This is a genomic window from Halobacillus sp. A1-3, from assembly GCF_050971765.1.
Taxonomy (GTDB): Bacteria; Bacillota; Bacilli; order Bacillales; family Halobacillaceae; genus Halobacillus; species Halobacillus mangrovi_B.
Map to the genome: position 1 here is coordinate 45,788 of NZ_JBPCEO010000007.1, position 22,201 is coordinate 67,988.

The 22,201-nt window shown below is 40.2% G+C and carries 24 protein-coding genes; 17 read left to right on the top strand and 7 right to left on the bottom strand.

Annotation, left to right across the window (positions count from 1 at the left end):
• The first annotated feature begins 17 nt into the window (after window positions 1-17).
• The 17 genes from mnmA (at window position 18) to ACRYKC_RS13145 (ending at window position 15,873) form a co-directional block, all read left to right on the top strand.
• Window positions 18-1,130: a tRNA 2-thiouridine(34) synthase MnmA gene (gene mnmA, locus ACRYKC_RS13065; RefSeq protein ID WP_433807178.1), complete on the top strand. Its 1,113-nt coding sequence runs from the start codon at window positions 18-20 to the stop codon at window positions 1,128-1,130.
• 121 nt (window positions 1,131-1,251) lie between these two features.
• Window positions 1,252-1,911, top strand: a complete 660-nt coding sequence (locus tag ACRYKC_RS13070) for a tetratricopeptide repeat protein (RefSeq protein ID WP_433807179.1) — start codon at window positions 1,252-1,254, stop codon at window positions 1,909-1,911.
• Between the two features lie 22 nt (window positions 1,912-1,933).
• Window positions 1,934-4,264 carry an SF1B family DNA helicase RecD2 gene (gene recD2, locus ACRYKC_RS13075; protein ID WP_433807180.1) on the top strand — a complete coding sequence of 777 codons (2,331 nt, stop codon included), beginning with the start codon at window positions 1,934-1,936 and terminating at the stop codon, window positions 4,262-4,264.
• A gap of 20 nt (window positions 4,265-4,284) precedes the next feature.
• Window positions 4,285-5,100: a TIM barrel protein gene (locus ACRYKC_RS13080; protein ID WP_433807181.1), complete on the top strand. Its 816-nt coding sequence runs from the start codon at window positions 4,285-4,287 to the stop codon at window positions 5,098-5,100.
• A 57-nt stretch (window positions 5,101-5,157) separates the two neighbouring features.
• Window positions 5,158-5,334: a hypothetical protein gene (locus tag ACRYKC_RS13085; RefSeq protein WP_198162750.1), complete on the top strand. Its 177-nt coding sequence runs from the start codon at window positions 5,158-5,160 to the stop codon at window positions 5,332-5,334.
• A gap of 6 nt (window positions 5,335-5,340) precedes the next feature.
• Window positions 5,341-6,408: an AI-2E family transporter gene (locus ACRYKC_RS13090; protein WP_433807182.1), complete on the top strand. Its 1,068-nt coding sequence runs from the start codon at window positions 5,341-5,343 to the stop codon at window positions 6,406-6,408.
• Window positions 6,409-6,745: 337 nt separating this feature from the next.
• A complete protein-coding gene (alaS, locus tag ACRYKC_RS13095; protein ID WP_433807183.1) occupies window positions 6,746-9,382 on the top strand; it encodes an alanine--tRNA ligase in 2,637 nt (878 codons plus the stop codon).
• A 63-nt stretch (window positions 9,383-9,445) separates the two neighbouring features.
• Window positions 9,446-9,715 carry an IreB family regulatory phosphoprotein gene (locus tag ACRYKC_RS13100; protein ID WP_433807184.1) on the top strand — a complete coding sequence of 90 codons (270 nt, stop codon included), beginning with the start codon at window positions 9,446-9,448 and terminating at the stop codon, window positions 9,713-9,715.
• Window positions 9,712-10,128, top strand: a complete 417-nt coding sequence (gene ruvX / locus ACRYKC_RS13105; protein ID WP_433807185.1) for a Holliday junction resolvase RuvX — start codon at window positions 9,712-9,714, stop codon at window positions 10,126-10,128. Before ACRYKC_RS13100 ends, ruvX begins: the two co-directional genes overlap by 4 nt.
• Window positions 10,129-10,144: 16 nt before the next feature.
• A complete protein-coding gene (locus tag ACRYKC_RS13110) occupies window positions 10,145-10,429 on the top strand; it encodes a DUF1292 domain-containing protein (RefSeq protein WP_085029452.1) in 285 nt (94 codons plus the stop codon).
• 143 nt (window positions 10,430-10,572) lie between these two features.
• Entirely contained in the window at window positions 10,573-11,694 is a 1,122-nt protein-coding gene (gene mltG, locus ACRYKC_RS13115) for an endolytic transglycosylase MltG (RefSeq protein WP_433807186.1), read from the top strand.
• A gap of 106 nt (window positions 11,695-11,800) precedes the next feature.
• Complete coding sequence (locus ACRYKC_RS13120; RefSeq protein ID WP_433807187.1) at window positions 11,801-12,430, top strand: O-methyltransferase; 630 nt, start codon at window positions 11,801-11,803, stop codon at window positions 12,428-12,430.
• 43 nt (window positions 12,431-12,473) lie between these two features.
• A complete protein-coding gene (gene udk, locus ACRYKC_RS13125) occupies window positions 12,474-13,127 on the top strand; it encodes a uridine kinase (RefSeq protein ID WP_433807188.1) in 654 nt (217 codons plus the stop codon).
• A gap of 166 nt (window positions 13,128-13,293) precedes the next feature.
• Entirely contained in the window at window positions 13,294-13,770 is a 477-nt protein-coding gene (gene greA / locus ACRYKC_RS13130; RefSeq protein ID WP_085029454.1) for a transcription elongation factor GreA, read from the top strand.
• A gap of 321 nt (window positions 13,771-14,091) precedes the next feature.
• Window positions 14,092-14,775, top strand: coding sequence for a YrrS family protein (locus ACRYKC_RS13135; RefSeq protein WP_433807189.1), 684 nt, complete (start codon window positions 14,092-14,094; stop codon window positions 14,773-14,775).
• Window positions 14,776-14,795: 20 nt separating this feature from the next.
• The gene (gene mtnN, locus ACRYKC_RS13140; RefSeq protein WP_433807190.1) at window positions 14,796-15,488 is read left to right on the top strand and encodes a 5'-methylthioadenosine/S-adenosylhomocysteine nucleosidase; all 693 of its coding nucleotides are present in this window, start codon (window positions 14,796-14,798) and stop codon (window positions 15,486-15,488) included.
• Window positions 15,489-15,648: 160 nt separating this feature from the next.
• Window positions 15,649-15,873, top strand: a complete 225-nt coding sequence (locus ACRYKC_RS13145) for a YrhC family protein (protein ID WP_433807191.1) — start codon at window positions 15,649-15,651, stop codon at window positions 15,871-15,873.
• A 42-nt stretch (window positions 15,874-15,915) separates the two neighbouring features.
• Here ACRYKC_RS13145 and sigK read toward each other — a convergent pair whose 3' ends face one another.
• The 7 genes from sigK to ACRYKC_RS13180 all read right to left on the bottom strand — a co-directional run bounded on the left by sigK (window position 15,916) and on the right by ACRYKC_RS13180 (window position 22,090).
• Window positions 15,916-16,629: an RNA polymerase sporulation sigma factor SigK gene (gene sigK / locus ACRYKC_RS13150; RefSeq protein ID WP_085029458.1), complete on the bottom strand. Its 714-nt coding sequence runs from the start codon at window positions 16,627-16,629 to the stop codon at window positions 15,916-15,918.
• 141 nt (window positions 16,630-16,770) lie between these two features.
• Window positions 16,771-17,130, bottom strand: a complete 360-nt coding sequence (gene mnhG / locus ACRYKC_RS13155; protein ID WP_433807192.1) for a monovalent cation/H(+) antiporter subunit G — start codon at window positions 17,128-17,130, stop codon at window positions 16,771-16,773.
• Window positions 17,131-17,134: 4 nt separating this feature from the next.
• On the bottom strand, window positions 17,135-17,446 hold the full coding sequence (locus tag ACRYKC_RS13160) for a Na(+)/H(+) antiporter subunit F1 (protein ID WP_433807193.1): 312 nt from the start codon (window positions 17,444-17,446) through the stop codon (window positions 17,135-17,137).
• Window positions 17,446-17,922 (bottom strand): Na+/H+ antiporter subunit E, encoded by a 477-nt coding sequence (locus ACRYKC_RS13165; RefSeq protein WP_433807194.1) that lies wholly within the window; start codon window positions 17,920-17,922, stop codon window positions 17,446-17,448. Before ACRYKC_RS13165 ends, ACRYKC_RS13160 begins: the two co-directional genes overlap by 1 nt.
• Window positions 17,923-17,928: 6 nt before the next feature.
• Window positions 17,929-19,413 (bottom strand): Na+/H+ antiporter subunit D, encoded by a 1,485-nt coding sequence (locus tag ACRYKC_RS13170; protein WP_433807195.1) that lies wholly within the window; start codon window positions 19,411-19,413, stop codon window positions 17,929-17,931.
• Entirely contained in the window at window positions 19,406-19,753 is a 348-nt protein-coding gene (locus ACRYKC_RS13175; protein WP_085029463.1) for a Na(+)/H(+) antiporter subunit C, read from the bottom strand. Before ACRYKC_RS13175 ends, ACRYKC_RS13170 begins: the two co-directional genes overlap by 8 nt.
• A gap of 3 nt (window positions 19,754-19,756) precedes the next feature.
• Complete coding sequence (locus ACRYKC_RS13180; protein WP_433807196.1) at window positions 19,757-22,090, bottom strand: Na+/H+ antiporter subunit A; 2,334 nt, start codon at window positions 22,088-22,090, stop codon at window positions 19,757-19,759.
• Between the last annotated feature and the right edge of the window lie 111 nt (window positions 22,091-22,201).

Consider the following 22,201-nt stretch of genomic DNA (forward strand, 5'->3'; position numbering starts at 1 on the left):
AAAGGAAGGTGAAGACAATGAAAGACCCGAAAGATACGCGTGTCGTTGTTGGAATGAGTGGGGGAGTCGACTCCTCAGTTGCAGCTCTTCTGCTCAAACAGCAAGGATACGATGTTGTAGGTATCTTTATGAAAAACTGGGACGATACGGATGAAAATGGTGTATGTACAGCCACGGAAGATTATGAAGATGTGATTCGCGTATGCAACCAGCTCGACATTCCATATTATGCTGTTAATTTTGAAAAACAGTATTGGAATAAAGTATTCACGTATTTTCTAGATGAATATAAAGCTGGAAGAACCCCAAATCCTGATGTCATGTGTAACAAAGAAATCAAGTTCAAAGCATTTCTTGATCATGCCATGTCTTTAGGGGCCGATTATTTAGCTACAGGCCACTATGCGCAAGTACGTGAGAACAACGGGAAATATGAAATGCTCCGAGGTGTGGATCAGAACAAAGATCAAACTTATTTCCTTAACCAACTTTCTCAAGATGTATTGGCGAAGGTCATGTTCCCGCTTGGTCAAATTGATAAGAAGGAAGTACGCAAAATTGCGGAGGAAAACGGGTTAGCAACGGCTAAAAAGAAAGATTCTACCGGAATCTGCTTTATCGGAGAACGTAACTTTAAAGAATTCTTAAGCGAGTATTTACCTGCACAGCCAGGGAATATGGAAACTCTGGATGGAGAAGTGAAAGGAAAACATGATGGATTAATGTATTACACGCTTGGTCAAAGACAAGGACTCGGAATCGGCGGGGCAGGAGATCCGTGGTTTGTTGTTGGTAAAAACGTAAAGGATAACATACTGTACGTTGGTCAAGGTTTCCATCACGATGCTTTATATTCAGATGGATTGATTGCTACAAAAGCCAATTGGACTAGTGGAGATGCTCCTGAGGAAGCTTTTGAATGCACGGCGAAATTCCGTTATCGTCAGGATGACAGTAAAGTTACCGTATATCCTCAGGAGGACGGCAGTTATAAAGTAATGTTCCATGAACCTGAAAGAGCGATCACGCCAGGTCAAGCTGTCGTATTCTATCAAGATGAAGTTTGCCTGGGCGGGGCAACTATTGATACAGTATTAAAAGAAGATACCGCGGTCACTTATGTTGGGTAAAGAATAAAGGTCATGTCCCGGTCAGGACATGACTTTTTTATTTGAAAAACACCTAGAATTATCTGGTGAATGGTATAAGAGGTTTTATTAAAACGATTAGTAAATAGGGGGAAATTTAATCATGGACAAATTGAAAAAAGGTATCGAAGAAATGCAGAATCACAATTATGAGCAAGCTGCTCGTTTATTTACAGAAGCAATCGATGAGAATCCTAAAGAGCCTGTAGGATACATCAATTTTGGCAACCTGTTGACTCACATGAATGACTACGAGAGGGCAGAGCGCTTTTTTAATCGGGCTATCGATCTCGATAAAGAAGCAGCAACAGCCTATTATGGATTAGGAAATGTTTATTATGAACAGGAAAAATATACAAAAGCTCAGGAGCAATTTATTCATGCAATTCAAAACGGGCTGGATGAAGCGGATGTTCATTTTATGTTAGGAATGACATTTATTCATCAAGAGTATGTGAAATTAGCCTTGCCTTACTTACTGAGAGCATCGGAACTTGCTCCAGCAGACGTAGATATCCAGTTTCAATATGGGCTCTGTCTCGCACAAAATGGACAGATTGATCAAGCTCAACAGGTAATGGAACGTGTGCTACAATTGGAAAATAAGCATAGTGACGCCTATTATAATCTTGGAGTAGTCGCACTTCATAAAGAAAAACCTCATGAAGCTCTCAAGCATTTTGAACAAGCATTGGAAATCCAGCCGGATCATATGCTGGCTGCCCATGCGAAAAGTCAAGTCGAACAAGCATTAAATGAGTAATGATTGAAGGAGAAAGATGGACATGATACAACAATCCTTTTTTTCTGAATCTGGAGAAGATCGTCCGTATGTTAAAGGAGAACTCGGCCGGATGATTTTTCATAATGAGTCAGAACACTTTTCGATCGCATCCATCAAAGTGCGTGAAACAAATGAAGATTTTAAAGAAAAGAGTCTTGTCATAAAAGGCCATTTCTCTCCTCTCGAAGAAGGTGAAACCTATGTCTTCTATGGGCAGTTCCAAAATCATAAGAAGTTTGGGTTGCAGTATGAAGTAGAAATGTATAACCGTGTGCTGCCGGAAACAAAAGATGGACTCATTATGTATTTATCGAGTGATCTCTTCCATGGAATAGGAAAAAAAACGGCTGAGAAAATCATAGATCATTTAGGTGAACAAGCGATCTCCCAAATACTTGAAAATAAAGAAGTACTTACTGAGGTCCCAAGACTGCCAAAAGAAAAAGCAGATCAGCTTTATGAAACCCTTAAAGAACATCAGGGATTTGAACATATTATGATTCATCTTTCTCAATATGGATTTGGATTGAAACTCTCTCAAAAAATCTATGAAGTGTTTAAGGATCAGACACTCGCAATCATTGAAGAAGATCCTTATCAGCTTGTCTTTAAAGTAGAAGGATTTGGCTTCCATCGAGCGGATGAAATTGCTCGAATGCAAAATTTAAATCATGATCATCCGACTCGCCTAAGGGCCGCATGTTTGTATATGCTGCAAAAAAGTATGTCAGCAGGACATGTGTATTTACCAACTGAGGAATGTCTGAAGCAAGTGGATCAACTGCTGAATCAAGGCTTTGAGCCTCAAATCACTTTTGAACAATTGTCAGAGCAGATCATCCACCTCGGCGAAGAGCGCTACGTTTATGTTGAAGAAGACAGAATTTACTTGCCTTCTTTGTACTTTGCAGAAAATGGGTTCTGTCGGCATATGAAGCGAATGCTAGAGGAAGAAGTAGATACGGAACACACTCAAGCAGACTTAATGAAAGTTATTGGGGAGATTGAAGAAGAGGAATCAATCAGTTATGGGGAAGATCAATTTCAGGCGATCGAGAAAGCGCTCCATTCAAAATTAATGATTCTAACGGGTGGTCCGGGTACGGGAAAAACAACCGTTATTAAAGGTATCATTCAGTCTTATGCACTTCTTAATGAGGTATCCATCGACCCAGGAGATTATAAATCAGATGAGCCATTTCCATTCATCCTCGTCGCTCCCACTGGACGGGCCGCTAAACGTATGACTGATTCAACAGGCCTGCCTGCAAGCACGATTCATCGATTGCTGGGCTGGGACGGGCATGACCAGTTTGAACGAAACCAGAATAATCCGTTAGAAGGAAAAGTTCTAATTGTTGATGAATTTTCTATGGTTGACATATGGCTGGCTAACCAGTTATTCCGCGCTGTACCATCAGATATGCAAGTTTTGCTTGTGGGTGATGAAGATCAGCTCCCTTCCGTCGGACCTGGTCAGGTTCTGGCTGATTTACTGGCTTCTAATCAATTGCCTTCTATTAAATTGACCGAGGTGTACAGGCAAAAAGAAGGCTCAAAGATTATTCAACTAGCCCATGAAATAAAAAATGATACGTGTACGATTAAATCGCTCGTGAAAGAACATGACTTTAACTTCATTCCTGCCCAAGAGCACCAGCTTACAGAGCTCGTCACTAATATTGTAAAGAAAGCTGTTGATAAAGGAATAGAGTTAAAAGAACTTCAAGTTCTCGCCCCCATGTATCGTACAGATGTAGGCATCCACAAATTGAATGGGGAAATTCAGAAGATGGTAAATCCAAAACATAAACAAAAGCGGGATATCACGTTTAAAGAAACCACCTTCAGAAAAGGAGACAAAGTCATACAGCTTGTCAATCAGCCAGAAGATGGCGTCTACAACGGAGACATAGGAGAAATTGTCGCGATTTTTCGTGAAGAAGAGAATGTAGATGGGGTCGAACAGGTGGTTGTAGAATACGAAGGGAAAGAAGTTGTCTATCCAAAAAAGGATTTAAGCAACATTATGCATGCGTATTGTACTTCCATTCATAAATCACAAGGAAGTGAATTTTCTATAGTCATCTTGCCTGTTGTAAGAAGTTACAGGCGGATGTTAAGGAAGAATTTATTATATACTGCCATTACAAGATCGAAGCAGTCCCTAATCATTTGTGGTGACCGTAACGCTTTTATTGAAGGTATCCAAACGACTGACACGAACTTGCGCTATACGAGGCTTAAGGAAAAACTACAGGAAGAGACAACAACACACGAGCCTGAGATCGTAGAAGAAGAGGAAGAACTTTCTCCTTATGACTTTATGTAATAGAAAGGCGGGTGTTTATGATGAGTCATGCTTTAGGAATGTCAGGCAGTACGATCTTGTCTGATCCACGTCAATTTGACAAATTGTTTAAGAAAGGGCTCCCTCATATCGAGATTGGTGAATTTCCTGATCGAGATTCCTTTTTTCAATTTTATGAAAAGGCTAAGGAACGAAAGGTTAGCTTTGGCGTTCACTCTCCATTGATTCGTGGAAATAGTAAATACGACTTAATTGACGAAGTCGTCATGTCACCAGTTGAAGCTAGGTCAAATTTTGAGAGGGAAGTAAAAGAGCTAGCTGAGCTTGGGGCGGAATATGTTTTGATTCACTTTCCGTACTTCAAATCTCCTCCTGTCTCTTCAATCGAGAGTACAATAGAAGAAGGATTTCAATTTTTAAGTGACTTGCAAAATCGCTACGGGATTCCCATTGTATGTGAACCGAAGTTAGGTCCTGAACGGTCGCCCCATAACATACAGGCCCTTCATGATCATGGGTTGGACTTAATTGTTAAGTACGGGCTGTACATATGTATTGATTTAGGAGATTATCATATGGCAACGAAAGAAAAATGGGAAGAATACATTCGCCCGCTTCGTCCCCATACAAAGGTTGTGCATTTGCATCATGTAGCTTATGTTGGAGAAAAATATTACTGGGTACCGATTCATCCTGATTTTGAGAATGATCCGGGTTCTTTTACAATGGAGCCTTGTTTAAGTTTGTTAAAAAATGGAGCAGACAAATACTTCATCTTCGAGCATACTCCGCACACGTCACCATCTGAACTCATGGTAGATCAAGGGGTAGAGTGGATCCGTCAGCAGTTAGGGTAATGTATGATTTTTCACCTCGTGGACATAATGATTGGTAAAAAAAGGAGAACCAAATCTATGAGGTGCCCAAATTGTCAAAATAAGAACCTGGGAAAAATCGGTACAGAACAGTATTATTGTTGGAATTGCTTTATAGAGCTTTCAATAGAGGATGGAAAAATGAACATCAATCAAATTGAAGAAGATGGAAGCCTAAGTTCCTTAAACGACATATTCTATCAACAAGGATCTTAGAGGAATATGAATGAGAAGACAGCCAAGTGGATTCGAAGGCTTACAATCTTTTTCTTTATTCTTCTCTCTCTATTGCTGTTAGCTTACCTTTTCCCTTATTATGACCATATTCTAGTCATGATTGGGAGAGTGGTATTGCCATTTATTATAGCTTTAGTGCTCTCATTACTGCTGCACCCTTTAGTCCGGTGGCTGGAAAAAGCAGGGTTGCCCCGTTCTTTGGCTATCCTTCTAATCTTTATCGTGTTTTTCACTTTTGTGAGCATGGCGGTCTATAGAGGATTTCCTCACCTGTTAGAGCAGTTGAAATTACTTACAGAGCAGCTTCCTCAGATATCAGAGACGTATCAAAAGTGGACGAAGGAATTCTATGCTCAGACTGAACGCTTTCCTGATGGAATTCATGAAAAACTTGATGGAACTTTTTCTCAATTCGAAGAATGGTTGACTGAAAAAGTAATGACAATCATAACTGGGATCAGTGGGGTTTTTAATATGATCGTCTTAATCGCTGTTATTCCGGTGATGACTTTCTATTTCTTGAAAGATTATAAAACCATTGGTCAGTGGCTTTTAAGTCTTCTTCCTGCAACTTGGCAGGAAGAAGCTAAACGGTTAACAAAAGAATTGAATCACTCATTGGGAGGCTATATAAGAGGGCAACTGTTCATTAGTTTATTTATCGGCGTATTGGCAACGGTAGGATTTTGGCTTGTGGGTCTCCCTTATCCGCTAGTTCTTGGTGTTATTGCCGGTGTAACGAATATCATTCCATACTTCGGTCCATTATTAGGCGCCGTCCCAGCTGTAATTGTTGCAATTACTATATCCATTCAAACCCTTGTATTCAGTTTACTTGTTGTGATTGTTATCCAGTTGATTGAAGGGAATCTTTTATCGCCTTACATCATGGGAAAGAGCATCCATATCCACCCTTTATTTATTATCCTTGCTCTTTTGGCAGGTGGCGAATTAGCGGGAGTGCCTGGTCTGATTCTTGCCGTTCCTGTTCTCACTTGCGTAAAGGTTATATTCTCTGAAATTCAAGCTGGAAGGCTGAACGTTGACAGATAATCGCCAGTTATCTATAATAGCGCATATCAAGACTATATGAACGATCGAACACTAAGAAGGAAATGAGTAAGTAATACTCCATAACAAGAGAAGCATTCTCCCGGCTGAAAAGAATGCGATGGAACAGGTTGCTGAAAGCTATTCTGGAGTGCGGTTAATCCCCGCCGTAGTCACGCTACGTTACAGCGTCCAAGGTGATAGACGCATGCAGTCTATAATCAGGGTGGTACCGCGGATTTTAGCTCCCGTCCCTGCCAATATGGGCAGGAACGGGAGCTTTTCGTTTGTATAGAGATCAGTGTGAAACTTTTTTACACCATTAAGGAGGTAGAAATCGATGAAATTATTAACATCAGCTGATGTACGACAAATGTACTTAGACTTTTTCAAAGCAAAAGGACATGAAGTTGAACCCAGTGCTTCATTAGTCCCTCATGAGGACCCGACACTTTTGTGGATCAATAGTGGTGTTGCCACACTTAAAAAATATTTCGATGGACGTGTCATTCCTGAAAACCCTAGGATTGTCAACGCTCAAAAATCTATTCGAACAAATGACATTGAGAACGTAGGTTTTACGGCGAGACACCATACATTCTTTGAGATGCTTGGAAATTTCTCTATCGGAGATTATTTTAAAGAAGAAGCTATCGTTTGGGCGTGGGAATTTCTAACGAGTGATAAATGGATTGGATTCGATCCCGATAAACTTGCCGTTACTGTCCATCCGGAAGACGACGAAGCTTTCGCGATCTGGAGAGATAAAGTAGGACTTGATGAAGAGCGAATTATTCGGATAGAAGAAAACTTCTGGGATATCGGCGAAGGACCGAGTGGACCGAATACGGAGATCTTCTATGACCGTGGTGAAAAATACGGAAATGACCCGCAAGATCCAGAGTTATATCCAGGCGGAGAAAATGATCGTTACTTAGAAATTTGGAACCTTGTGTTCTCGCAATTCAATCACAACCCGGATGATACCTATACTCCTCTGCCAAAGAAAAACATTGATACAGGCATGGGGCTTGAACGAATAGTATGTGTGATTCAAGGCACAGATACAAACTTTGAAACAGACTTGTTTAAACCAATTATTGAAGCAACAGAAAAAATCGCTAACGTGAAATATGGAGAAAAGGAAGACCTTGATTCTTCGTTCAAAGTCATTGCCGACCATATGAGAACTGTTACTTTCGCTGTAAGCGATGGAGCTCTGCCATCAAATGAAGGCAGAGGCTATGTTCTGCGCAGGCTGTTGCGCCGCGCGGTCCGTTTTGCTAAGCAAATTAGTATAGATGAGCCATTTATGTATAAATTAGTACCTGAAGTTTCAAGGATCATGGTTGATTTTTACCCGGAAGTGAAAGAAAAAGAAGCTTTTATCCAAAATGTCATTAAGACAGAAGAAGAACGTTTTCATGAAACCTTGAACGAAGGACTTGCCATCTTATCAAAAATCATGAAAGAAGAAACAGAGAAGGGAAGCAACATTTTTCCTGGAACAGAAGTTTTCCGTCTTTATGATACGTATGGATTTCCAAAGGAGCTTACAGAAGAATACGTAGGGGAAGCTGGATTTACTATAGACGAAGATGGCTTCAAGTTTGAAATGGAAAAGCAGCGGGAGCGCGCTAGAAATGCTCGTCAAAAAACAGATTCTATGCAAATCCAAGAAGGCGTGCTTGGGGATGTCAATGTAGACAGTGAATTTATCGGTTATGATCAGCTAAAGTCTCAATCCAAAATTGTGGAATTGATCAAAGGAAAAGACTTCAGTGATCAAGCGCAAGCAGGCGACACCATCTATGTATTTCTTGATCAGACGCCATTCTATGCAGAAAGCGGAGGTCAAATGGCCGATAAGGGTATTCTAAAGAATGATCAAGCTTCTATAGAAGTCACAAATGTTCAAAAGGCTCCGAATGGACAGCATATGCATGAAGCCTACGTTAAAGAAGGAACAGTTAAAAAAGGAGATACATTTGAAGCTGGTGTTGATCAAAAATCCCGTTCCTTTATCGTAAAAAACCATACCGCTACCCACTTGCTTCATCAAGCATTGAAGGATGTATTAGGCGACCATGTTAACCAGGCAGGTTCGCTTGTGGCATCGGATCGTCTTCGGTTTGATTTCTCTCACTTTAGTTCTGTTTCAAACGAAGAGATGGAAAGAATTGAAGAAGTCGTCAATGAAATGGTTTGGCAGTCTATCCCTGTATCTATTGAGTACAGCTCTATCGAAGAAGCAAAAGAAAAAGGAGCTATGGCCTTATTCGGTGAAAAATACGGAGATACGGTCCGCGTTGTTCAAGTAGGGGATTACAGTCTTGAACTTTGTGGAGGATGTCACGTCGTTAATACAGCTGAGATCGGTCTTTTCAAAATTGTATCTGAATCTGGTATCGGGGCAGGAACAAGAAGGATAGAAGCTGTTACGGCAAAAGACGCCTATCTCTATATGAATAGTAAGGAGACCTTGCTTAAACAAGCAGGGAAACTTCTTAAAACGAAGCCAGAACAGGTCCCTGAGCGCATTGAAGTACTTCATAATGAAATGAAAGACCTGCAAAAGGAAAACGAGTCATTGAGTGCAAAATTGTCCAATATGGAAGCAGCAAACATTATGGACGAAGTAGAAGAAGTAAATGGAGTGAAGGTTCTTGCTAAACAGGTAGACGTCAAGGATATGAATGCTCTGCGTACGATGATCGACGATCTTAAGCAGAAAATTGATTCTGGCATTATTCTTTTAGCTGCACCTAATGGAAATAAAGTTCAATTGATTGCAGGAGTATCGAAAGACTTAGTAGAAGAAGGGTATCATGCGGGTCATTTAATCAAAGAAGCTGCCACACGATGCGGAGGTGGCGGCGGAGGCCGTCCGGATATGGCACAGGCTGGAGGTAAAGACGCTTCTAAGATACCTGAAGCTCTTCAATACGCAAAAGAATATGCTAGTCAAGACTCCTAGTTTTTCCTGAGTAGATAATAGGTATATAATGGAGTAAAGACAAATTTGAGCGAGGTGACTGTAATGAGCATGGACAAGACGATGAAATTCAATTTCTCTGAAGAACCTTTTGATCAAGATGTTCGTTCTGTACTATTGTCTGTACACAACGCGCTTCAAGAAAAGGGCTACAATCCAATTAATCAGATTGTTGGATATCTTCTATCCGGAGATCCAGCTTACATCCCGCGTCATCAGGATGCGAGAAACCTGATTCGTAAAATTGAACGGGATGAGTTGATTGAGGAGTTAGTCAAATTTTATTTAGAAAAGAATAAAGAGGGCGTTGAATGAAGAAGATAGGATTGGATGTAGGCGAAAAAACGATCGGCATCGCGATATCCGATGCACTTGGCTGGACCGCACAAGGACTGACGACCCTGAGATGGGATGAGCGGGATTTTAACACGGCTAAAGAACCCTTAAGAAAAGTCATTCAAGAACATGAGGTGACAGAAGCGGTCGTCGGTTTTCCAAAGAATATGAATGGTACCGTTGGTCCTCGTGGAGAGGCCAGCCAACATTTCGCCGAATGGATCGAAAAAGAATTCCAAATCACTGCTCATCTGTGGGATGAGCGTTTAACTACAATGGCGGCGGAGCGAGTACTTCTTGATGCAGACATGAGTCGTAAGAAGCGCAAAAAAGTCATCGATAAGATGGCAGCCGTTATGATTTTACAAAGCTATTTAGACGCTAAACAATAAAGGAGGAAGTCTATCCATGGCATTAGAAAAAGAAGAACGCATCATTATTCCTGATGAAAACGGGGAAGAACATTTATTTGAGGTTCTGTTTACGTTTGATGTTGATCAAACAGGCCACTCTTATATCGCAGTTATCCCTGCAGAACAAAAAGAAGGCGATGAAGTAGAGGTTTTCGCTTTTCGTTACGAAGAAAAAGGAAATGAAGAGGACGATCTTTCCTTATTCCAGATCGAGTCTGATGAAGAATGGGAAATGGTTGAAGAAATGTTAAATACCCTCACAGATGAAGATCTTGCTTAATACCTGTTGAAAGTAAGCCTGCAGCTTTGCTGCAGGCTTTGTTAATGGGAGGAAGAAGTATGCCTATGTAGAAATTTAGTTGAAAATGTAGAAAGATCTTCGCTTTTTGTAGTATAATGTACCGGATGAAAGGAGGAAGTCCCTTGTCCGACTCAAATTTTAAAGATAAATATAAAAAGCGACTGGAAAAGCGTACAGAAGAAGCAAGCACAGTACGTAAAATTGTCGCTATCATCCTAACCGTATTAGTACTAGTGATCGTGGTTGGAGGACTTTCCGGGTATTTTTATGTAAAATCAGCTCTTGAACCTGTCGATCCAGATGATGACAGTGCCAAAAATGTCAAAATCCCTCTTGGTTCATCTACCTCACAAATTGCAGGTATTCTTGAAGAGAATGACATAATCAAGAATGATTTGATTTTCAGATTCTACACAAAGTTTAATAACGAGTCTGGTTTTCAGGCAGGTAATTACCAGTTCACTTCTTCTATGAGCTTCGATGAAATTATTGAAACATTGAAGACTGGTAAGCTTGTCAAAGAGCCTGCATTTAAAGTTTCTGTACCAGAAGGAAAAACACTAGAGCAAATTGCAGGTATTTTTGCTGAGAAGACAGATTTTACTAAGAAAGAATTTATGGATAAAGTCAACGACAAAGAGTATGTAGAGCAATTGATTGAAGATCATCCTCAGCTATTGAGTAAGGAAATCTTGAAAGAGGATATTAGATATCCACTTGAAGGCTATCTCTTTGCAGCTACTTACCCGTTTTATGTTGATAACCCAACCATTGACCAGACCATTGAGGAAATGCTCTCTAAAACAAAAAATGTAGTACTTCCATATAAAGATGAACTAGAGAAACAGGACTTGACGATTCATCAAGGTATCACAATGGCTTCCCTGGTTGAAAATGAAGCCCGTACAGCGAAAAGCCGTAAAATGATTGCTGAGGTCTTTTATAATCGACTAGACGAAGAAATGCCTTTACAGACAGACCCAACCGTCTTGTATGCTCATGGCGAGCATAAAGAGCGAGTTTTGTACGAGGATTTAGAGATTGAGAGTCCATATAATACCTATTACATTAAAGGTTTACCTGTTGGACCGATCTCTAATTTCAATAAAAACTCAATGGAAGCAGTAGCCAACCCGGATGATAACGAATACCTGTACTTCCTTGCCAGTGACGGAGAAATTTATTATTCTAAAACACTAGAGGAACACAACAAGAAAAAACAGAAATATATCAGTGGTGATTAATTTTTAAAGAAGGAATGGTGGGAAAGGTCGCATTCCTTCTTTTTTTTATGTTAAAATATTATGGTTGTAAACAACGTGTAAAATTTGTGTGAAGGGATGAAACGTAATGAAACAGGAAGATTACTTAAACTCATTGCGCTCCAAGCCATCCGAACAAATACAAAGAATAGAAGCCTATGCAAAGAACAATGGTGTACCCATTATGGAACCAACAGGCATAGAGTTTTTGATGCAGCTCATTCGCTTGCATCAGCCTTCCCATATTCTTGAAATCGGAACAGCTATCGGCTATTCTGCCATACGCATGTTAGAAGCATCAGAAAACAGTACAATTGTTACGATAGAAAGAGACCCTACTAGATACTCAGAAGCGGTATCAAACGTAAAGCAGCTTGGGGTTGAAAATAGAATACAGATCCTTCATGGAGATGCTTTGGAATTAGAGAAAGAAGCTGCAGAAAAAGGACCTTATGATTTGTTGTTTATAGATGCAGCTAAAGGTAAATATGAAGAATTCTTTCATTTGTATTCCCCTATGCTTACTGAACATGGAGTGATCATTTCAGATAATGTATTGTTTAAAGGGTACGTGGCAGATGATGAACAAGCGAGTCCACGAATGGCAAAAATAGCTGGTAAAATTCGCAAGTTCAATGAATGGCTTGTAAACCACCCTGATTATCACACGACGATTGTTCCAGTGGGGGATGGAGTCGCCATTACGATGAAAAAATAAAAGATAGAAGAGTAGATAAGGGATGAAAGGAGAACCCAAGAAAATGAAGGATAAACCTGTTGTAATTGGAGTCGCTGGAGGAACTGGGTCAGGAAAAACAAGCGTGACCAGATCCATCATTCAACGTTTTGCAGATAAATCAATACTCATGCTCGAGCAAGATTATTACTACAAAGATCAGAGTCATCTTCCTTTCGAAGAAAGACTTCAGACAAATTACGATCATCCTTTGGCGTTCGATAACGACCTATTAATTGAGCACTTGAAACAGTTAATTGATCAGAAGCCAGTAGAAAAACCTACGTATGATTATAAAATTCATACGCGATCAGAAGAGACGATCCATGTTGAACCGAAAGAAGTCATCATTGTTGAGGGCATCTTAGTCTTAGAAGATGAGCGTTTAAGAGACTTGATGGACATTAAAGTATTTGTCGATACGGATGCAGACGTCCGCATTATTCGGCGTATGCTGCGTGATATTAATGAACGTGGGCGTACCCTTGACTCTGTAATTGATCAATATATCAATGTCGTCCGACCTATGCATTTGCAGTTTGTCGAACCAACAAAAAGGTATTCAGACATTATCATCCCTGAAGGTGGACAAAACCACGTGGCTATTGACCTTATGGCTACTAAAATACAAACAGTACTCCAGGAAAAGGGACAGGCAATAAGCAAAGAAAATAGTTGAAATGCTGGCAGAAATCTGGCATAGTTTTCACTAGTAGTTCTAAATTATTATGTCCTCGGGTAAAGTATAGTAATTCTTTAATGAGCGTACAGGTCGTACCGCTCATTTCCTATATGTGGGGAATAATCCATTATTGGTGCATTTTTAAAGGAGTGTATAAACGATTATGGCAGAAGAAAAAAGTTACTACATGACAGAAGAAGGAAAACAAAAATTAGAAGAAGAGCTTCATCATTTAAAAACTGAACGACGTAAAGAAGTTGTAGAGCGTATTAAAATCGCTCGCGGTTTCGGAGATCTATCCGAGAACTCTGAGTACGACGCGGCCAAAGATGAGCAGGCGTTCGTTGAAGCGCGAATCACTCAGGTGGAGAATATGATCCGCAATGCTGTAATCATCGAGAACGATAATGATAACCCTGATACAGTATCTATGGGTAAATCGGTTACGTTCCAGGAACTCCCTGACGGTGATGAAGAAACGTATAAGATTGTAGGAAGCGCGGAAGCGGATCCTTTTGAAGGTAAAATTTCTAATGACTCTCCTATGGCGCAAAGCTTAATTGGCCACGTAGTTGGCGACCAAGTGAAAGTTGCTACACCTGGCGGAGAGATTGACGTAAAAATTATTACAGTAGAGTAGTTATATGAGTAAGAAGGCAGGGGACGAGTCCTCTGCCTTTTTAACTTGCTAAAACCTCATAATACTAAACATAATATGGTCCTTCTCATGTTCTGAAAAAGCCTCTTTCACCTGAAGGGTCAGTTTAGAGGTGTGGATGTAGTTGATGCTCGATATGAAAACGACTTCCTTTGCGTGGACATGTTCTGAGCCCCCATTTCCCGGGGAATAGGGAGGCATAAAGGGTAGAATAATGTCACCTTATTTTGTCAATAAAAGTATTGGTAGCACGTCTTGAATGATGTATAATATACAACGAGTTTAAAGGAGGAGAGGCATCACATGGCTAATCAAAACAAACCTTATTCCCGTTCTTCTCGCACTGAGAAAAGAATAAAGGGAACTAAGATGCTGACCATGCTCTTGGGAGCAGCAGGTCTTATAATTGTTGTGTATATTTCTGTCATGATTTTTGGTGTTAATAATAATCAAGCGGGTAAAGCTCTTGTATCTGATGATAACAAAACTGAGGAAAAAGCAGAGGAAGAGAATTCAAATGAAGGATCCTCTGATGAAAAACCTCAAGAAGATCTAAAAGTGAATGAGGAAAAGAGTAAAGAAGATAGTAGTGATGATAAAGAGAAAAAAGAGAATAAAGAAGAAAGTGATAAGGAAGAAGAAGGAACAGTAACAGAAAGTGATAAGGAGAATGTAGATCGTGTCATCACCAAAGACTGGGAACCCGTACCGACTGAGCAGGAAACAGATGGTTCTCACAGCATCTTATATAAAGAGGGCACTCAAGACTGGGAAGAACTAGAGCAAGCTGCCAGAAACGCTACAGGGCTTTCTGAAGGTGATATGATTACTTGGTTTATTGGGAATAACAACAGTCCAACAAAGGCTAAAGCTACAGTGTCGAACAAAGCTAAGACAGAGAATTACCGTGTCTACATTGAATGGGTAGACGGTAAAGGGTACAAGCCAACCCAAGTGGAAGTGCTGAATTCGAATCCGCGTAATTAAAGGTAGAGAGGAAGTTTAGAATGACAATCGGAATTATCGGAGCAATGGATGAAGAAATAGAACTGCTTCAAAGTAAAATGGAAGACACAACTCAACAAGAGATCGCAGGAGTCCTCTTTATTGAAGGAACACTTCATGGAAAATCAGTGGTACTCTTGAAGTCAGGAATTGGTAAGGTTAATGCGGCCATGTCCGCAACCATTCTGCACGAGAGATTTAATATTGACTCAGTGATCAACACCGGGTCTGCCGGCGGCTTCGCAAAAGATTTGGAAGTAGGGGATGTAGTTATTTCCAACCTTGTGACCCATCACGATGTTGATGTAACGGCATTTCAATATGAATATGGACAAGTTCCTGGTATGCCTAGCATGTATCCTGCTGATGAAAAGTTAATTGAGCAAGCGATAGCTGCGGTTGAAAAAACAAACGCAAAAGCAAAAAGAGGGATTATAGCTACTGGGGACTCTTTCATGCATGAACAGTCCCGTGTTGATTTTGTTAGAGGCAAGTTCCCAGAGATGATTGCTGCGGAAATGGAAGCAGCAGCTATTGCTCAGGTGTGCTATAAATACGGTACACCTTTTGTGGTCATCCGTGCACTTTCAGATATAGCAGGTAAAGCATCATCTGTCTCTTTTGAAGAGTTCTTGCCGAAAGCAGCAGAAAATGCTGCTGTCATGATAATGACTATGGTAGAATCTCTTAAATAACTCTTTGCCTGTTTTCTAATAGGAAGCTTTTGGTTCGTTAGGATAAACGTTGTTTGCTGCTAAGCGGTAATACACGTAGATATCTTTCATTGAAAATAATTACCATCTCCGCACAGTGAATCATGTGTTACAATCATAGTTGTGCAGGAGGTGGACATCTATGCAATCTACCGAATGGATTGAAAAAAAAATTAAAGATTATAAGCGATTTATTCTAACTCTATTAATCTTTTCAAGTTATTTATATGCCGGAACTTTAATCAGCATATATGAATATCGAACAACTTTACACTTTTACCTATATCCACTTATTTTGATTGGACTTGCGACAGCCTTTCTGATGATACTAAAAGTTAGAAAATGGAAACAAGTCTTGTCGGAGTAAGTTGAAAAGAACCACTACTTCTAAGTAAGTAGTGGTCCTTTTTTATATACTTTTACCTTGCTTGCTTTGTTTATAAAACTCATGAAAGATCTTCATGAGCGCCCTTTTCTCTATCCGTGATACATAACTCCTGGAAATTCCTAATTCTTTCGCAATTTCCCGCTGTGTTTTTTCTTCGGTCTGGTTTAAACCATAGCGGAAAATGATAACTTCTCTCTCGCGATCATCCAAAATGGTAATAAAGTCTTTGATCTTCTCAAGTTCCATATGAAGCTGGATTTCTTCCACGATATCGGCTACGTCAGCTTGAAGAATATCGAGAAGGTTCAGTTCGTTTCCTTCTTTATCATGACCTATAGGATCCTGGAGGGACACATCCTTGTTTGTTTTTTTCGTTGAACGTAAATGCATTAAGATTTCATTCTCAATACAGCGTGCTGCATAAGTAGCGAGCTTCGTACCTTTTCCTAACGAATAGCTTTCAATACCTTTGATCAATCCGATTGTACCGATTGAGATTAAATCTTCAAAGTCTTCCTTTGTGTTTTCAAACTTCTTCACAATATGAGCAACCAGACGTAAGTTATGTTCGATTAACTTATTCCTAGCATCTTGACTGCCTTCTTGCATCAATTGAAGTTGTTTCGCTTCTTCTTCAGGGGAAAGGGGGTTGGGGAAGGCTTGGTTTTTTACGTAAGACATGAACCATAAGGATTCTTTGAAAAAATACAGGATCGAAGCGATAAGACTGCTCATGGACGCGCACCTCCTCAAGTATTAGGCAAATGCCCACATCTCATACTTATGTAGAAAAATGGAGTCCTGTGCTTGTTCAAGAAGAAAAAAGCTTATAGAAATAAAAAAGCATGGCCTTTTTCAAAGGGCCATGCTTCTTGTCTATTTAGACTGATTTTGTTTTTCTTCAACTTTTAGTGCAGTGGCATAGTCGTCTTTTACACTTCTTTCCCACAGGGGAACACCGCTTCGATAAGCAGCCCGTGAAATCACATGTCCTGATACAGGAGCCGTCAGCAGGACGAATAGAATTCCAAGAAGTAATTTCCCGCTTACGATATCATGCTCAATATACAGGAAAAGAAAAGCACCAATCATGATCCCTGCTACGCCTAACGTGGAACTCTTGGTAGCTGCGTGTAATCTTGAGTACACATCAGGGAATCGGAGAATTCCGATGGACCCGGACAGAATAAAGAAGGTTCCGCCCAGAAGGGATATGCAGATTATGATATCGAACAATAAATTAATCCATGTCCCGCTCAATGATAACACCCTTTTCTAAGAATTTCGCCAACGCTACCGTTCCAATGAATAACAAAATTCCAATTAGCAGAATAACGTCATTGAATTTTGTAGTGACTAGCAGAATGGCGATTAGTCCTGCTAAAGCCATCAGGTTAATTCCTATAATATCCAAAGCTACGGCACGATCTGGATTTGTTGGCCCTTTTATTGCCCTGTACAACAATATAAGTACAGAGACAGATACTCCGATAATTGAAATCAAGGAAGAGTACTCAATCAGCGACTGGGTGATATCTAAGGTGTTTTCCATTATCGAGTCACCTCCATGATCGCTTTCTCAAATGTTTCTTTAATATCATTAATGGATTGTTCAACGTCAGGAATGTCCATCGCATGAATGTAGATTTTCGTATGGTCTTCGCTTACCGCGATGGATAATGTTCCCGGTGTCAACGTAATTAAGTTTGCAAGTAAAGTAATTTCAAAATTACTTTTCAAATCAATGGGTAGTGCGAATATTCCAGGCTGAATATCAAGTTTTGGCTTGTAAACGAGCTTAACAATATCCAAGTTGGAAAGCACGAGTTCACGTATGAATAAAAGAATCAGTTTGATGAACTTCCAAACGCGTTTCATGTAGAAAGAATCTGGAATAAAACGCTTTAGGATAAAAAGAAGTCCGATCCCTAATAGGTAACCTACAAAGAATGTAGAAAATGCATAGCTCTCGCTAAGGAACATCCACATGACGGCAATAATAATGTTTATAACAATTTGTAATGGCATCAGCTTCTACTCCTTTAGCACAGAATCAATATAAATTTCCGGGTTCATCAAATACTCAGCAATGGACTGTATGGATGGGTAAAACCACTCAGCGCCCATTCCAAGTAGAATGGACAAGGATAAGAGTCCGGCTACGGGCCAAGCCATCTTATTGCCTTTCCGTTTTCGTTCAGGGTAGGAGAGTTCTGTCTTCTCTCCCCAGAAACCACGGATGAAAATCCGGATCATCGAGAACAGTATAAGCAGGCTTGATACGAGTGCCACAATAACGATGATGATCTCTTCTTGGGCAAGACTGCCGCGAAGAAGAAGAAGTTTGCCGATAAAACCGCTGAATGGTGGAATTCCTGCCAGAACAAGACTTGCTACAAAGAACAGCCATCCCAGTACCGGATAGTGGTGGATAAGGCCGCCCATTTTTCTTAGATCGGATGTTCCAGCAACGTAAACGATGGCACCGATCAATAAGAACAGTACACCTTTGATGATCATATCGTGAACAAGATAATAAATTGTACCACTGATCGAAACTTCAGAAAATAAACCGATTCCCATCAGCATGAATCCAACAGCGGGAATAATGTTATAAGCGATGATGAGCTTCACATTATTGGTGGATAACGCTCCAATGACCCCGAATAGCATAGTTAAACCAGCTAAGTAAATAAACAATGTGTGTGTCAGCTCGACGTCCTGATTAAAAATCAAAGTAAAAGTTCGAAGGATTGAATAAATCCCAACTTTTGTTAATAACGCACCGAATAAAGCGGACACAACCGGGTTCGGAGAGATATACGGTCTCGGCAGCCAATAATAAAGCGGAAAGACTGCAGCCTTCGTAGCAAAGACGAAAAAGAACATGATAGCAATGGTTGTTAAGACACCTCTTTGCTCAACTTCCTGAACTCGTTCAGCGATTTGAGCCATGTTTACCGTTCCTACTACGGAATAAAGGAACGAAATGGTCGTAACGAAGAGCATGGAAGAAAAGAGGTTGATTAAAACGTATTTTAATGACTCTCTCAGTTGTGCTTTACCATTTCCTAATACGATCAGTCCGTATGAGGCCATGAGCAGAACTTCAAAGAAGACGAAGAGGTTGAATAAGTCTCCTGTAAGAAAGGCGCCACTTACACCAGCAATCAGCATCAGGAAGAATGAGTAGAAATAGAAGCTTTCCTGTTGCTCAGAGAGTGATTTCGGTGCGAAAAAAACGCAAGCAACCGCTACAATGTTCGTTGTAAGAACTAAAGTCATGGATAGCATATCGCCTACAAGAATAATACCATACGGCGCAGCCCAATCGCCGGTTTCAAGGACAAGGGAACCATGGTTTTTAACTTGCAGGAAGATCCATATAACCAATAGAAGATGAGTGACCGTAAAAATTTGCGATCCAATTCGAACTAGGGTTCTTTTTTTGGGAATGAAAGCCGCTAGAATACCAGCTAGCAGCGGTAAAATAATAGGTAGTGCTGCTAAATTACTCATAATCTGTACCTCTCAATTGCTCCATATTATCTGTTCCATTAATCTGCGCTGCTCGGTATGCCAACACTAGTAATAAACTTGTTACACCGAAACTTATAACAATTGAAGTCAAAATCAAAGCCTGCGGAAGTGGATCTGTATAACTTTCTACCCCTTCAGTCAATATCGGGGGAGCCCCGCTTTCTCCGGTTTCAAGCTCACCCATGGTAAGAATGAACAAGTGAGCACCGTGAGAAATGAGGCCTGTCCCGATGATAATACGCAGCATTTGCTTCTGAAGGAGGTTATAGATTCCTGTGGTAAATAGGATTCCTGCAAGAATCGCCATAATTAATTCCATTGGTTAATCCTCCTCCTTTCGGTTGCGTAGCCTTACAAGCCCAAATATTGCCATAGCTGCAATTCCAAGCACGACGATCTCAAATAAGGTATCTAATCCACGGAAGTCAACTAGGATAACGTTGACTACGTTATCTCCTCCTCCGAGAGAGTGGGATTTTTCAATAAAATAGCTTGATATAGAATCAAACCATTTACTGCTGTGAGAAGAGATCGCAATCATTGTCATCAGAGCTCCGAACCCTATGGAAATGACAAGGTTTAACGTGCGAGTACTTGCCGTTTCATTTTTCGTTCTTAACTTAGGCAAATGATAGAAAACGAGCAAGAACAAGGCTACTGTTACTGTTTCAATGATCAACTGTGTCAAGGCCAAGTCTGGTGCTCTAAATAATACAAACAGCATAGAGAGTCCATAGCCTACTACACCTAAGATCAATATTGCAGTAATTCGATTATTCGTAATAATGGTTCCGACAGCAGCGATGACCATCATAATAGCTACAAACACTGCTGGAAGAGAGACACGTGATAAATGGTCGGTATCGACCGAGAACCCGCCAGTAATGGCCATGAAGGCAAATGTAATCACAATGATTGCCGCCAATATGAGACGAACATATCGACTAAGAGATCCGTTCATGTAGCCCTTCGTAACTTTCTCAGAATAAATTTCTAACCGGTCAACCGTACCATCGTAAAATTTATTCATACTCAGTACGCCTGGAACGAAATTATAAACAGGTTGCCAGATCTTTCTGGACAGCGCCAATATCGTACCGAAAACAAGAACAGCCAAAGACATAATCAATGGAGTAGTAATGCCATGCCAGAATTTAATATGCTTTTCAATTTCAACACCTTTAACTGCTGAAGCAGCATGAGCGATGAACGGCTCGTTTACTAGGTGTGGAAATAAACCGATAATTACAACTCCAAGGACTAAAATCAGTGGAGAAATCAGCATTCCAATGGGTGCTTCATGTGGCTTCTTAGGCAGTTGGTCAATCTTAGCCGTTCCACGGAATGTTCCGAAGAAAAAGTACATGGAATAAACAAAGGTGAAAATACTCCCAAAGACAGCTAGATATGGAAGGATCGTTCTTAATAAACCAATAAATCCTTCTTTCGTCACCTCAAGGTGTATGGCAGCATCGAAAAATAATTCTTTACTATAGAACCCGTTCAAAAATGGTAGAGGCACACCAGCCATGGAGAAAGAAGCAAACACAGCTAACGTAGCTGTAATTGGTAAAAATGTCATTAATCCTCCAAGCTTTCGAATGTCCCTTGTACCGGCTTCATGGTCAACAATACCTGCAACCATAAACAGACTTCCTTTAAATGTTGCGTGGTTTAAAATATGAAAAACAGCAGCAAATACTGCTACTTTTGTTCCAAAACCCAGCATGGCCATAATCATACCCAGCTGACTTATCGTTGAAAAGGCAAGAATCGCTTTTAAATCAGTTTGCCTTACTGCCATATAAGATCCCCAGCACAATGTAATAATCCCCATAGTCGATACTATGATGAAGAACCAATCATTAGATGAAAGCATAGGGGAGTAACGAGCTACTAAATATATGCCGGCTTTAACCATTGTAGCAGAGTGTAAATAAGCACTGACAGGAGTAGGAGCTTCCATTGCATCTGGGAGCCAGATATGAAAAGGGAACTGAGCAGATTTGGTAAAGGCTCCTAAAAGTAATAAACACAAGATAAGTGGGAAAAAATCACTGTTTAAAATGAGCTGCTGCTGATTAATCATTTCCTGAATACTAGTCGTGTTCGTCAAAACAGTCATAAACACTAGAGCACCAAGCAGGCTTAATCCACCAAATACGGTGATCAGCATCGATTTTAGGGCTCCATAACGTGATTCTTTTTTATAATTCCAATATCCGATAAGCAAGAATGATGATAAGGATGTAAACTCCCAAAAAGTGTATAGGACAAAGACGTTGTCTGATAGAACAACCCCAAGCATTGATCCCATGAAGATCAGGAAATATACATAAAAATGTCCCAGTTGCTCCGATTTATGTAAGTAGTAAATCGAATAAAAGGCAACTAGGGCACCTATCCCGCTGATTAATAAAACAAATAATAAGCTGAGACCATCTAGATAGAAGAGGATATTCATATCCAATGAAGGTATCCAAGCATACTCTCTTGAAACAGGTTCAAACCCATGCCCTAAATAACGAGCAAAATAAATAAACACAATTACAGGAACAATTGTGACAAAATATCCTGTGTGAATCGTATGTTTCCACTTACTTAAAAATGGAATGATCATCGCAATGATGAAAGGCAATAATACAGCCACCAACATGTGGTTTTTCCTCCCTCGACAAAAAGTTTCAAATATCTATATTAAAGTTGTCCAGTACTGTCTATAGACTCAATTGTAATCAAAAAAAGGACTAACATTCAACTGTATTAC